Raw genomic sequence first — 12,729 nt, 5'->3', positions numbered from 1 at the left:
TCGAGGGGTGGCTGCCGGTATCGCCGGCACACGCAGTACCGGCCGCCACGGCGGATTCATGACACCTACACCATGGGTTCAAGGAGAGAGGACGACGCGATGAAGAAGACACTGATGAAATGCGCGCTGGCCGTGGCCGCGCTGTGCGGCGGCGCTGGCGCGCTGGCGGGCGCGGTGCCCGCGACCATCACTTTCGACCAGCTGGCCCCTTCGCCGTTCGCGCCGGGCATGCCGCTGCTGGGCCACGGCGACGAGTTCTACGAAGCCGGCTTCTGGCTGGCGCCGTTTTCCAATTCCCCGCTGGCGCAGCCGGGCGACCTGGTCGGTGCCATCGTCGACGGGGCCGACCTGCAGGCCACCTGCTGGGGCGTGGTCTGTCCCAGCAACAACGGCAGCAGCTTCTTCACCGGCCTGAATGACGGTGTGATGGCGCTGGGCCGCACCGATCGCCTGGGCTTCAAGGTCGCCGGTTTCGACGCCAGCTTCGTCGGCAACGGCGATGCGACGCCGCCGGTGGCGGGCCTGCTGCGCCTGCAGGGCATCACCGCGGATGGCCTGTCGCTGACCCAGACCTTCCAGCTCGCCGGCATGAGCCCCACGGGCACGCTGAGCTTCGCGTCCTACCTGACCAGCGGGCTGTTCGCCGAGACCGAGTTCACGACGCTGTACGCCTTCGGCTTCAGCTGCAACGCCGCGGGCAACTGCTCGGCCTTCGGCAGTGACAGGGCCCAGTTCGCGCTGGACAACGTCAACCTGAACGTGATCCCCGAGCCGGCCAGCCTGGCGCTGGTGGTCCTGGCGCTGGGCGCCGCCGGCCTGGGCCGTCGCCGCCGTTCGGTCTGATTGCAAGGGAGGAACCCCACCATGGCACGCAAACTCAAACCCGCGGCTCTGGCCACGCTGGTGCTGCTGTCCGGCCTGGCGGCCGGCGCGATGGCGCAGGAGCGCAAGACCTACATCGTCCAGCTCAAGGACGAACCCGTGGCCAGCTACCAGGGCGGCGTGGCCGGCCTGGCCGCCACCCAGCCCGCGCCGGGCACGCCGCTGCGCTACAGCACGGCCGCGGTGCAGGCCTATGTGAGCTACCTGGGCCAGCAGCAGGACACGGTGATCGCCGTGGTCGGCAACGCGCCGGTGCTGGCGCGCTATGACGCCGTGTTCAACGGCTTCGCCGCCCAGCTCACCGACGACGAGGTGCGCGCGCTGCGCGGCACCGCCGGCGTGGTCGACATCTTCGAGGACCTGCCGCGGCAGATGGACACCATCTCGACGAGCAAGTTCCTCGGCCTGACGGCCCCGGGCGGCCTGTGGTCGCAATCGGCCGGCGGCGCGGCGCTGAAGGGCGAGGACATCGTCATCGGCATCGTCGACGGCGGCATCTGGCCCGAGAACCCCGCCTATGCCGACCGCACGGACGCCAACGGCGTGCCCACCTTCGACGCCTCCGCCGCGCTGGCCTATGGCGCCGCGCCGGCCTTCTTCAAGGGCGGCTGCGTGCCGGGCGAGGGCTTCGACCCGGCCAAGCACTGCAACAACAAGCTGATCGGCGCCAAGTTCTACAACGCCGGCTTCCTGGCCCAGCGCCTGCCCAAGAACTGGTCGGAGTTCTATTCGCCGCGCGACTCGGTGGGCGGCAACCTGGCCCATGGCGGCCACGGCACGCACACCTCCACCACGGCGGCCGGCAATGCCCGCGTCGCGGTGACGATGAACGGCTCGGCCCTGGGCGACGCGTCCGGCATGGCGCCGCGCGCCCGCATCGCCAGCTACAAGGTCTGCTGGACCTATGACGACGCCACGGCCACCGACGGCACCGGCAGCCGCAACAGCTGCTGGCCCAGCGACTCCGTCGCCGCGATCGACCAGGCGGTGAAGGACGGCGTCAACGCGATCAACTACTCCATCAGCGGCTCGCAGACCTCGGTCAACGACCCGGTGGAACAGGCCTTCTACCGCGCCTCGCTGGCCGGCGTCTTCGTCGCCGCCTCGGCCGGCAACAGCGGCCCGGCCAACCAGGTGGCCCACATCAGCCCCTGGATCACGACCGTGGCCAACGCCCAGCACGACCGCATCCTGGTCGGCGACGTGACCCTGGGCAATGGCGCCAAGTACACCGGCGCCGCGCTGAACGAAAGCGCGCTGCCGGCGACGGCCCTGATCCGCGCCGAGGACGCCGCGCTGCCGGGGGTCAATCCCGCGCTGGTGTCGCTGTGCTTCGCGGCCGTGGACAACGGCGGCACGCCCGTGCTGGACCCGGCCAAGGTGGCGGGCAAGGTGGTGGTCTGCACGCGCGGCACCAATGCGCGCGTCAACAAGAGCCTGGCCGTGGCCGAGGCCGGCGGCCTGGGCATGGTGATGAAGGACAACGGCGCCGGCCTGGTGGCCGAGAAGCACGCGGTGCCCACCGTGCATGTCAGCCAGGCGGATGGCGCGGCCATCCAGGCCTATGCCGCGGCCGGCAACGGCAATGCCGCGCTGTCCAAGTTCTACCTCGGCAGCAAGCCCGCGCCCATCCTGTACTCGGGCTCCTCGCGCGGCCCCAACCAGGGCGATGCCAACGTGCTCAAGCCCGACCTGGCCGCGCCCGGCACCGATGTGATCGCCGGCGTCGCCGCGCCGCTGACGCCCGCGCAGCGCGATGCGGTCGCCGACGGCTCGCTGGTCCCGCCGCCCGACTGGGCCTCCTACACCGGCACCTCGATGTCCAGCCCGCATGTGGCCGGCCTGTCGCTGCTGCTGAAGCAGGCGCGTCCGACCTGGTCGCCCGCGGCGATCAAGTCGGCGCTGATGACCACCGCCTACGCCACGCTGAACGACGGCCTGAGCGGCGCGCAGGCCGGCACGCTGCCCTGGGGCCAGGGCGCCGGCCATGTGGACCCCAACAAGGCCGTGGACCCCGGCCTAGTGTACGACGCCGGCAAGGCCGACTACGTCGCCTACCAGTGCAAGGTCAACCGCCCGGCGATGAGCGCGGCCGACTGCGCCACCTACGGCACGCTGAACGAGACCTACAACCTCAACCTGCCGTCCATCACGGTGGGCAATGTGGTGAGCTCGGTGCCGGTGACGGTGACGCGGCGCGTCACCAACGTGGGCGCCAGCACGGCCACCTACACGGCGACGGCCGCGGTGCCCGGCTTCGGCGTCACCGTCACGCCGTCCACGCTGACCCTGGCGCCCGGCGAGACCAAGAGCTTCACCGTGCGCCTGGCGGCGGCGGGCGCGGCGGCCAACGTCTGGCAGTTCGGCACGCTGAGCTGGACCGACGGCAGCCACGTGGTGCGCAGCCCCATCCAGGCGCGCGTCGGCAAGGCGGTCGAGGCACCGGCGCAGCTGAGCGCGACCACCGCGTCCGGCAGCAAGCTGCTGACCGTGAAGACCGGCTTCTCCGGCCGCCTCGGTTCGGCGGTGGGGGGCTTGTCGGACGCGACGCTGGGTGCGACCGTGTCGCTGGTCCCCGGGGCCATGGACGATGCGGACTTCAAGGCCGCCTGCGCGGCGGGCCAGGACCGGCCCAATGTGAAGGTCTATCCGATCGTGGTGCCGGCCAACACGCTGGTGCTGCGCGCGGCGCTGCGCCAGTCCGACGTCTCCGATCCGGCGGACGACCATGACCTGGTCGTGGTCGCGCCGGATGGCAGCTCGGTCTACTCCGGCACCGCGATCTCCAACGAGTCGGTGCAGATCGGCGCGCCGGCGCCCGGCACCTACAAGGTCTGCGTGCTGGCCTATGGCGGCGGCGCCACCATGACGCACCGGCTGTCCAGCTGGGTGGTCAAGGTGGGCGACACCGGCGGCAACTTCCGCACCATGATGCCCAGCCAGGTCTACCCGGGCAGCACGGCCACGGTGGGGCTGAGCTGGTCCGGTCTGGCGCCGGGCGGCCGCTACATGGGTGGCGTGCAGTTCCGCGATGCGTCCGGCGTTCCGTCCGCGACCACCGTGGTGCGCGTGGAGACCAACGGCGGCCTGCCGCTCAGCGAGCCCGGCGATGTCGCGTCGGCCAAGCTGCGCGTGCGCGCCGACTGAGCCCGAGGCCCAGGCCGCCTGCCCGGCGGCCGGCCAAGACCCAGGCCGCGGCCCGCGAGGGCGGCGGCCTTTTTCATGACGCGGCCTGGGACAATGCGCCACGACCACAAGGCCGCGCCGGGGAGGGCGATGGGACATGGCGGTGCCGGACAACAGGCAGGCGTTGCTGGACGCGATGCATTCGACCTATGACAAGCTGGCCCGCGACCTGGCCCGCGTGCCGGCCGGGCGGGCCCGTGAGGCCACGCTGGAGGGCCATGCCGCGGGCACGCGCATGAGCGTGGCCGACCTCGTGGCCTACCTGATCGGCTGGCAACAGCGAGTGCTGAGCTGGTGCGAGGACCGCGCCCGCGGCCTGCCGGGGGACTTCCCCGCGCCCGGCTATCGCTGGAACGAGCTGGGTCGGCTGGCTCGGCAGTTCTATGCCGATCGGGCGGGGCAGGACTATGCGGCGCTGCGGCGCCAGCTGGAGCAGGGGCATGCGCGCCTGGTCGCGCTGGTGGAGCAGGGCAGCGACGCCTCGCTCTACGGCGCGCCCTGGTACGAGCGCTACACGCAGGGCCGGATGATCCAGCTCAACACCGCCGCGCCCTATGCGAATGCGCGCGCACGGCTGCGCCGCTGGCTGAAGGCCCAGGGGCTGGGCGGCTGAGCGCGCGCCGTTGCCTGCTACTGCAGGCCCGGCGAGCCCGTGCGCGGCGCCGCCTGCAGCACGCAGCGGCCCGCCTGGCATTGCGCGCCGGGGTCGGTGACCATGGCGCAGTTGGACAGTTGCCCGGAGCGCAGCACCTCCTGCCGGCTCAGCTCGCGATGGCGCTCGGCCAGGGCCTGCACGCGCGCGCCGTCGCCGTTGTGCGCGCTGGACCAGGCCAGATAGCCCGAGGGCCCGCCGCATGCCTTGTGGCCCACGGCCACGGTCCGGCATTGCGCGGGCTCGCTGCAGCGCGCCTCGCCGATCTCGGCGCGCAGCTGCTCCCAGGCCTGGCGGCTGTCGGTGGCCGCCGGTGCGGACGCCGGGCCGGGCGGTGGCGGCGGCAGCGCATGGCCGCAGCCGGGCAGGCCGGCGACGATCCACGCGGCGATCAGCGCCTGGCTCGCGAGCGAGCGCAGCGCGGGCCGGCGCCGGGCGCTCGGGAGGGCGGACGATGGGTGGGGACGGGCGTGCTTCATGGCCCATCCTCGCGCGAAGGCCGGCGGCCGGCAAGTGACCGCCTTGGCGTCCCGGGCCGTTCGCCCGGGGGCCAAGAGCCGCGTGGGGCGAACAAAGCCCCCTAGGCTTCGCGCAGGCAATCGACGATCTTCAGCCGCGCCGCGCGCCAGGCCGGCACGAAGCCGCCCAGCAGGCCCATGAAGAGCGAGAACAGCAGGGTCTGCAGCGCGATCGCCGGGGTGAGGCGGAACTGGAAGGCCAGCTCGGCGAAGGTCTGGAAGTTGGTCGTGGAGATGTTCACCGTCTGCATCAGGCTGGCCGCGCCCAGGCCCACCAGCCCGCCCACCAGCGACAGCAGCAGCGACTCGCCCAGAAAGGCCATCAGCACCGCGCCGCGGCGAAAGCCCAGCGCGCGCAGCGTGCCGATCTCGCCGGTGCGTTGCGCGACGGCGGCGAACATGGTGATCATCGCGCCGACGATGGCGCCGATGGAGAAGATCGCCGACAGCGCCGTGCCCAGGATGGAGATGAAGGTGGCCAGCGCCTCGCTCTGCTCGGCGTAGAAGCGGGTCTCGCGCTTGAGCTCCACCGTCAGGCGGGGATCGGCCTCGGCGCGGGCCTGCAATGCGTCCAGCTGCTGCGGGTCGGCGAGGCGAAAGACCACGCTGGACCAGGCGTTGCGCCGGAAGGCCTGCAGCATCTGGTCGGCGTCGCCCCAGATCTCGGAGTCGAAGCCGGTGCGGCCGGCGTCGAACACGCCCACCACGGTCCAGTCGCGGCCCGCGAAGCGCAGGGTCTCGCCCAGGGCCGCGCCTTGGAAGCCAGCGGCCACGGCGCGGCCGGTGATGATCTCCAGGCTGTCGGGGCGGAACATGCGGCCTTCGACGAGGCGCACCTGTGGGCGCAGCTGCAGCCCGCGCTCGCTGGTGCCGCGCACCGTCACGTTGCTGGGCTTGCCGCTGTCGCGCTTGGGCAGGGTGTTCAGCACCACCGGTTCCTTGCTGATCAGCGGCCGGCCGTCGGCCGCGGTGGCGATGCCGGGCAGGCTCTCCAGGATGGCCGCCTGCCCGCGGTCCACGCCGCTGTTGATCTCGGCGCCGGCGCCCTTGCGCAGCGCGATGACGTTGTCCGGCTGCCCGGTGGCGACCAGCGTCGCGCGTATGCCCTCGCTCATCATCAGCACGGTCGCGAAGACATACACCACCAGCGCCATCCCCCCCGCCGTCAACAGCGTGGTCACCCGCCGCACCCACAGATTGCGCGCGATGTAGCTCAACGGAATCGCCTTCACCCCGCGCCCCCCGCGAGCATCGCCGTCCCCTGAGGCCGGCCAGCGTACCCGCTCGCCGAGGCGTCGCATGCCAGGGCCGAGCGCCGGGCCGTCCCAAGCCGGCCCGTTTGGCGATGTGCGAGCGGGGCCTCCCCCGCGAGCATCGCCGTCCCCTCGGGGGACCGGCCAGCGTACCCGCTCGCCGAGGCGTCGCATGCCAGGGCCGAGCGCCGGGCCGCCCCAAGCCGGCCCGCCTGGCGATGTGCGAGCGGGGCCTCCCCCGCGAGCATCGCCGTCCCCTCGGGGGACCGGCTAGCGTACTCGCTGGACGAGGGGTCCAGCCTCCCGGCCCGCCTGGCGATGTGCGAGCGGGGCCCCCCCCGCGAGCATCGCCGTCCCCTCGGGGGACCGGCCAGCGTACCCGCTGGACGAGGGGCACCATCTTTACGCCACATGCCTCAACCCCCGCACGATCGACACCCGGCTCATGCGCCACGCCGGCCAGGCCGCCGCCACCACGCCCACCACCAGCGCCGCGAGCAGCTGCAGCGCCTGGGTCAGCGGCGAGACCTGGAACACGGGGAACAGCGTGCCCGCCGCACGCGCGAAGGCGGCCGCCAGCGGCAGCGTCAGCACCAGGCCCAGCAGCCCGCCGGTCAGCGCGATCAGCAGGCTTTCGCCAAACAGCAGCTGGACGACGAAGAAGGGCGAGAAGCCCAGCGCCTTCAGCGTCGCGTACTCGGCCAGGCGCTCGCGCGCGGTCATGGTCATGGTGTTGGCCATGACCGCCATGATGATGACGATGATGATCAGGCTCACCGCCTGGATCGCCACCAGGATGGTCTCGCTCATCGAGACGAAACTCAGCTGGAAGGCGGACTCGGTCTCGGTCAGCGTCTCGGCCAGCGAGTTGGCGAACAGCGCGTCCACCTGCTGCGAGACCAGCGCCGCCCGCTGGGGGTCGGCGATGCCGATCAGGTAGACGCCCACCGCGTCGGCGCGGCCCGGGTAGCGCTGGCGCACGCTTTCATTCAGGAAGGACCAGTGGAACAGCAGCTGGCTCTCGTCGGTCTTGGCTTCGGCGCCGTCCCAGATGCCGCGCAGCGTGAAGCTCCAGGTGCCAGGGTAGATGGTGCCGCGCAGCGGGATGGTGTCGCCCACCTTCCAGCCGAACTTGTCGGCCAGCTTGCGCCCGACGATGGCGCCCTGGCGGTCGCGCAGAAAGGCCAGGCGCTCGGCCTCGTCCAGCCGGTACTCGGGGTAGAGCGCCAGGTAGCTGGCCGGCTCCACCGCGAACTGCGGGAAGAAGTTGCGCTCGGTGATGTAGACGCCGCCGAACCAGTTGGCCCAGGAAACGCCGTTGACGCCTTCCACCGCGCGCAGGCGCTGCGCGTAGTTCAGCGGCAGCGGGAAGGTCAGCGAGATGCTGTTGCGCGTGATCAGGCGCGTGCTGCTGGAGCCCTCGACGCCGGCATACCAGGCGTCGATGATGGTGCGCAGCAGCCCGAAGGCGCAGATCGCCACCACCAGCCCCACCAGCGTCAGCAGGGTGCGCAGCTTGTGCCGGAAGGCGTTCTTCAGCAGCAGGCGCAGCAGGAACATGATGGGGCGGCCGCTAGCGGACCGGCTCCGGTTCGTCGACCAGCACGCCCTTCTCCAGGTGCACCAGCCGGCGCGCGCGGGCCGCGGCCTTGGGGTCGTGGGTGACCATCACGATGGTCTTGCCCAGCTCGCGGTTGAGCCGGTCCAGCAGGGCCAGCACCTCCTCGCCGGTGACGCGGTCCAGGTCGCCGGTGGGCTCGTCGGCGACGATCAGCTGCGGGTCGCTGACCAGCGCGCGCGCGATGGCCACGCGCTGCTGCTGGCCGCCGGACAGTTCGTTGGGGTAGTGGTCCAGGCGGTCGCTCAGCTTCACCATGGCCAGCGCGGCCTCGGCATGGGCGCGGCGCTCGCGCGCCGACAGCCCCGACAGCAGCAGCGGCAGTTCGACGTTCTCCAGCGCGGTCAGCACCGGCATCAGGTTGTAAAACTGGAAGATGAAGCCCACATGGCGGGCGCGCCAGTCGGCCAGCTCGCCTTCGTCCAGCCCGGCGATGTCCACGCCGCCGATCAGGATGCGGCCGCTGCTGGGCTGGTCGATGCCGGCGATCAGGTTGAGCAGCGTGCTCTTGCCCGAGCCGCTGGGGCCCATCAGCGCGACGAAGTCGCCGCGCGCCACGCTGAGCCGGATGTCCAGCAGCACCGGGATCTGCTGCCCGCCGCGCTGGTAGGACTTGGACAGCCCGTCGATGCGGATCAGCGCCTGGGCGTCGTCCGCGCGGGCGGCGGCGGCGTTCATGGCGCGGCCCTCCGGGCGCGGCGCTTCATTGGGCGGCTCATGGCGTGGCTCATTTGGCGGCCGTGCGCACGCGCGCGCCGTCCTTCAGCGTGGCCGGCGGCGACAGCACCAGGCGATCGCCGGACTTGAGCGGCGCGGCCCCGCCCTGGACCGGCTGGGGCAGTACCTCCAGCAGCTCGCCCAGCCGGCGGCCGGGCTTGACCTCGACGGCGCGCACGCTGTCGGATTCGCCGCTGCGCTCGATGCGCAGCAACCAGTGGCGGCCGTCGCGCTCCAGCAGTGCCTTGGGATTGACCGCGAGCACCGGCAGCAGCTCGGCGCTGCTGGGCGCCTGCGACAGAAAGCCGGCCTTGGCGCTCATCTCGGGCAGCACGCGCGGATCCAGGCGCTCGAAGCGCACCTTGGTCATCACCGTGGCCTTGGCGCGGTCCACGGTCGGCACGATGCCGGCGACTCGGCCCATGAAGCGCTGGCCGGGCAGGGCGTCGAGCTGGATCTCCACCGGCTGGTCGGGCCGGACCTTGGCCAGGCTGCCTTCGGAGACATCGGCCTCCACCTCCAGCGTGGACAGGTCGGCCATGGTGACCACCGCGCCCTGCGAGCCGGCGGCATTGGAGAAGGGCGTGATGATGTCGCCGACGTTGGCGTTCTTCACCAGCACCACGCCGTCGAAGGGGGCGCGGATCTCGGTGAACTCGCGGTTGACCTGCTGCACCTGCAGCAGGGCCTGGGACTGCGTGACGCCGGCCTGCGCCTGGCTGATCGCGGCCTGGGCCTGGCTTTCGGCGGCGCGCGCGGCGTCCAGGCGGCGCTGCGCCGCGTCCAGCGCCTGCGCGGAAACGAAGCCCTGGCCCTGCAGCGCGATCGCGCGCTGCTGCTCGGCCTGGGCGTTGCGGGCCTCCACCTGGGCCGCCGCCAGGCTGCTGCGCGCCTGCGCCAGCGCGGCCTCGGCCAGGCGCACGCCGGCCTGCGCGGCGGCGATCTGGGCCTGGACGTCGCTGGCATCCAGGCGCGCGATCAGCTCGCCCTTCTTCAGCACCGAACCTTCGCGCACATGCAGCTCCAGCAGCCGCCCGGTGGCCTTGGACGCGACGGCCGCGCGGCGCTGCGCCACCACATAGCCGGAGGCGGTCAGCTGCAGGTACTGGGCCGACGGCGTGCTCTGCTGGACGCTGGTCTGCTGCACCTCGGTGGGGCGCGGCGCCAGCAGCGCCACCGCCGCGGCCAGCGCCACGGCCGCCGCGGCGATCCAGCGCCAGCGCAGCCGACGTTTGGGCCGGCCGGGGGCGTTGGCGTCGCGCCGGATGCTCAGGGCCTGCAGGGAGGCATCGGTCGTGGAGGGCATGGCGTCTGTCGGGTTGGCCTAACCGGCGACGATTGTGCACGCCAGCCGCCGCGCTGGATTGACCGGAAACGACAATCTCCCCCCATGAGACGGGCCTTGACGATTCTGGGGTTCAGCCTGCTGGCGCCGGCGGTGCCAGGTCTTGCGCGGGCCTGCCCCGCCGAACTGGATCCGCCGCAGGTGCTCGCGCGCATCGACGCGCTGCGCGCGCAGGGGCGGTACTGCGGGGCGCGCTGGTTCGCGCCGGCGCCGCTGCCGCTGGGCTGGAGCGCGCGGCTGGCGCGTTCGGCCCAGATCTATGCGCGCGAGCTGGCCGCACGCGGGCGGCTCAGCCACCGCGGCGGCGGCGCCGACCTGGGCGAACGCCTGGGCCGGGTGGCCTATCCGCTGGGCGAGGCGGCGGAAAACCTGGCGCTGGGGCCGCAGCGCCTGGACGAGGTGCTGGCGCTGTGGCTGGACAGCCCCGGGCATTGCGTCAACCTGATGGAGCCCCAGTGGCGCGAGGCCGCACTGGCCTGCGCGCGGCACACGCCGGATGGCCCACCGGTCTGGGTGCTGCAGCTGGGCCGGCCCGCGGCGCCGCGGCCGGCCACCGCCGCCGCGTCGCGCTGAGTCCGACGCGTCAGATCCAGCCGAGGTCGATCGCGCGCAGCACGGCCTGGGTGCGGTCGCGCACGCCCATCTTCGCGAACACCGACGAGCAGTGGTTCTTGATCACGCCCTCGCTGTTGCCCAGCAGGGTGGCGATCTCGGTGTTGCTGCGGCCGCTGGCCACCAGGCGCAGCACCTGCAGCTCCTTGGGGCTGAGCGGCTCGGGCTGCGGCGTCGCGGTGAAGGCGCGCTCCACTGGCGCGCGTTCCATGCGCTCGGTCAGCAGCGGGCGCAGCGCCGTGCCGCCGCCCACCACGTCGCGCAGGGCCTGGACCAGGGTGTCGGGGCTGATCGCCTTGAGCAGGAAGCCGCGGGCGCCGGCGCGCACCGCCTCGTCGAAGGCGGCGGTGTCGTCGAAGGTGGTCAGCAGCACCACCGGGATCTTCAGCGCCCGCGCCGCCAGCGCGCGAATCAGGCCGATGCCATCCAGGCGCGGCATGCGCATGTCCGACAGGATCAGGTCCGGCTGCTCGCGCGCCAGCAGTTCCAGCGCCTCGGCCCCGTCGGCGGCCTCGCCGACGATGCGGATGTCCTCGTGCAGGGCCAGCAGGCCCTTCAGGCCTTCGCGCACCAGCTGCTGGTCCTCGACCAGCAGCAGCTTGATCTTCTCGCTCATCATGCTCTCCTCGGACAGCTCAATTCGATCTGGAAGCCCGGCCAGCTGCGCAGCACCTGCGCGCTGCCGCCCAGCTCGGCCATGCGTTCCTGCATGCCCTTCAGCCCGTTGCCGGGGCGCAGCTTGCGCGCGCCGCGGCCGTTGTCTTCGACGCGCACCCGCACGCGCGCGTCCTCGTGGTCGCCCTGCTGCGTCAGCGTGATGCTGACGCGCGTGGCCCCGGCATGGCGCACGCTGTTGGTCACCGCTTCCTGCACGCAGCGCAGCAGCGCATGCGCGCAGCGCGGCGACAGGTCGCGCGCCACCGGCGCCAGCTCCAGCTCGATCTGCGTGCTGGCGATGCCCTGGGCCAGCGTGTGCAGCGCGGCCTCCAGGTTGATGGCCGGCGCGCTGCGCTCGCGCGACACCGCCGAGCGCACCTCGGCCAGCAGCGCCGCGGCGCCGCCGCGCGCCTTCTCCAGCGCCTGCCCGGCGCCATCGTAGTCCTGGCGCTGCATCAGCGCGCCGCCCAGCTGCAGGTGCAGGTTCAGCGCGGTGAGGTGGTGGCCCATCACGTCGTGCAGTTCGCGCGCCATGCTCATGCGCTCGGCATAGCGCAGCTGCTCCACCTGCAGCCGCTCGCCGCTCAGCTTCTCGGCCAGGATGACCTGCAGCCAGCGCCGCCGCTCCGCCTCGTTGGCGGCCAGCCGGCCCAGGCCAAAGGCCATGCCGTGCAGCGCCACCATCGCGGTGGCCAGGGTCAGGCTGCTGGCCCACCAGGGCAGCGCGCTCTGCAGCTGTTCGGCGCGCTGGGCCTGCGACGGCAGCAGCCAGTACAGCGACAGGTTCAGCGCCACCTGGGTCAGCGCGAAGCCGAAGGCCCAGCGCACGCGCAGCAGCAGCGCGGCCAGCACCGTGACCAGGAAGGGCAGGCCTGGCGTGACCGCCAGCGCGATCGCGTCCAGCAGCACGATGCGCGCCAGCACCCCGCGCGGCGGCTGGTCCAGGTGCTGCTCGCGCGCCAGGCGCCAGAACATCAGCGCGAACAGCGCGAGCAGGCCCAGGCAGCCGAGCATGAAGCCGGTGTCGTGGATGTCGCCGCCCCAGCGCCGGTACAGCCCCGCCAATGCACCATCGTAGGGCTCGGTGGGATAGCCCATCAGCGCCAGCACCGCCGAGCTGAGCTCCAGCAGGCAGACCGCCAGCGCCGCGACGCGCAGCACGAAAGAGGGCCGGGCCACCCGGTCGAGCAGGCGGTCCAGCAGTCGTTCGAACTTGGGATTCAAAGGCGGTCCGGGGAAGAGGAGGGGCCCGGTGTCGTCCGGGCAGCCCGAGAGCCTGCCACAAGGTG

Annotated in this window: 11 protein-coding genes; 4 read left to right on the top strand and 7 right to left on the bottom strand. The window is 72.5% G+C overall.

Annotation, left to right across the window (positions count from 1 at the left end; all coding sequences use genetic code 11):
• Positions 1-99 precede the first annotated feature (99 nt).
• The 3 genes from LZ017_RS09215 (at position 100) to LZ017_RS09205 (ending at position 4,681) form a co-directional block, all read left to right on the top strand.
• Complete coding sequence (locus LZ017_RS09215; RefSeq protein WP_241396382.1) at positions 100-843, top strand: NF038120 family PEP-CTERM protein; 744 nt, start codon at positions 100-102, stop codon at positions 841-843.
• A 21-nt stretch (positions 844-864) separates the two neighbouring features.
• Positions 865-4,029 (top strand): S8 family peptidase, encoded by a 3,165-nt coding sequence (locus tag LZ017_RS09210; RefSeq protein ID WP_241396380.1) that lies wholly within the window; start codon positions 865-867, stop codon positions 4,027-4,029.
• Positions 4,030-4,165: 136 nt separating this feature from the next.
• Positions 4,166-4,681 carry a ClbS/DfsB family four-helix bundle protein gene (locus LZ017_RS09205; protein ID WP_241396378.1) on the top strand — a complete coding sequence of 172 codons (516 nt, stop codon included), beginning with the start codon at positions 4,166-4,168 and terminating at the stop codon, positions 4,679-4,681.
• 17 nt (positions 4,682-4,698) lie between these two features.
• Here the strand turns inward: LZ017_RS09205 and LZ017_RS09200 are convergent, their stop codons facing one another.
• The 5 genes from LZ017_RS09200 to LZ017_RS09180 form a co-directional block, all read right to left on the bottom strand.
• On the bottom strand, positions 4,699-5,199 hold the full coding sequence (locus tag LZ017_RS09200) for a hypothetical protein (RefSeq protein ID WP_241396376.1): 501 nt from the start codon (positions 5,197-5,199) through the stop codon (positions 4,699-4,701).
• A 101-nt stretch (positions 5,200-5,300) separates the two neighbouring features.
• Complete coding sequence (locus LZ017_RS09195; protein ID WP_308194067.1) at positions 5,301-6,470, bottom strand: ABC transporter permease; 1,170 nt, start codon at positions 6,468-6,470, stop codon at positions 5,301-5,303.
• A 423-nt stretch (positions 6,471-6,893) separates the two neighbouring features.
• Positions 6,894-8,051, bottom strand: a complete 1,158-nt coding sequence (locus tag LZ017_RS09190; protein ID WP_241396374.1) for an ABC transporter permease — start codon at positions 8,049-8,051, stop codon at positions 6,894-6,896.
• Between the two features lie 13 nt (positions 8,052-8,064).
• Entirely contained in the window at positions 8,065-8,787 is a 723-nt protein-coding gene (locus LZ017_RS09185; RefSeq protein WP_241396372.1) for an ABC transporter ATP-binding protein, read from the bottom strand.
• A gap of 49 nt (positions 8,788-8,836) precedes the next feature.
• Positions 8,837-10,132 (bottom strand): efflux RND transporter periplasmic adaptor subunit, encoded by a 1,296-nt coding sequence (locus tag LZ017_RS09180; RefSeq protein ID WP_241396370.1) that lies wholly within the window; start codon positions 10,130-10,132, stop codon positions 8,837-8,839.
• Between the two features lie 96 nt (positions 10,133-10,228).
• On the opposite strand from LZ017_RS09180, the gene LZ017_RS09175 reads away from it, so the two are divergent.
• Entirely contained in the window at positions 10,229-10,744 is a 516-nt protein-coding gene (locus tag LZ017_RS09175) for a CAP domain-containing protein (protein ID WP_241396368.1), read from the top strand.
• 10 nt (positions 10,745-10,754) lie between these two features.
• Here LZ017_RS09175 and LZ017_RS09170 read toward each other — a convergent pair whose 3' ends face one another.
• Together LZ017_RS09170 and LZ017_RS09165 are read right to left on the bottom strand one after the other, a co-directional pair.
• Positions 10,755-11,399 (bottom strand): response regulator transcription factor, encoded by a 645-nt coding sequence (locus LZ017_RS09170; RefSeq protein ID WP_241396366.1) that lies wholly within the window; start codon positions 11,397-11,399, stop codon positions 10,755-10,757.
• Positions 11,399-12,664 carry a sensor histidine kinase gene (locus LZ017_RS09165; RefSeq protein WP_241396365.1) on the bottom strand — a complete coding sequence of 422 codons (1,266 nt, stop codon included), beginning with the start codon at positions 12,662-12,664 and terminating at the stop codon, positions 11,399-11,401. Before LZ017_RS09165 ends, LZ017_RS09170 begins: the two co-directional genes overlap by 1 nt.
• Positions 12,665-12,729: the final 65 nt, after the last annotated feature.

Origin of the sequence: Pelomonas sp. CA6, from assembly GCF_022549225.1 — a bacterium.
Taxonomy (GTDB): domain Bacteria; phylum Pseudomonadota; class Gammaproteobacteria; order Burkholderiales; family Burkholderiaceae_C; genus Roseateles.
Note: the sequence above shows the minus strand (reverse complement) of the source record. Positions and strands in the feature narration are given on the sequence as shown.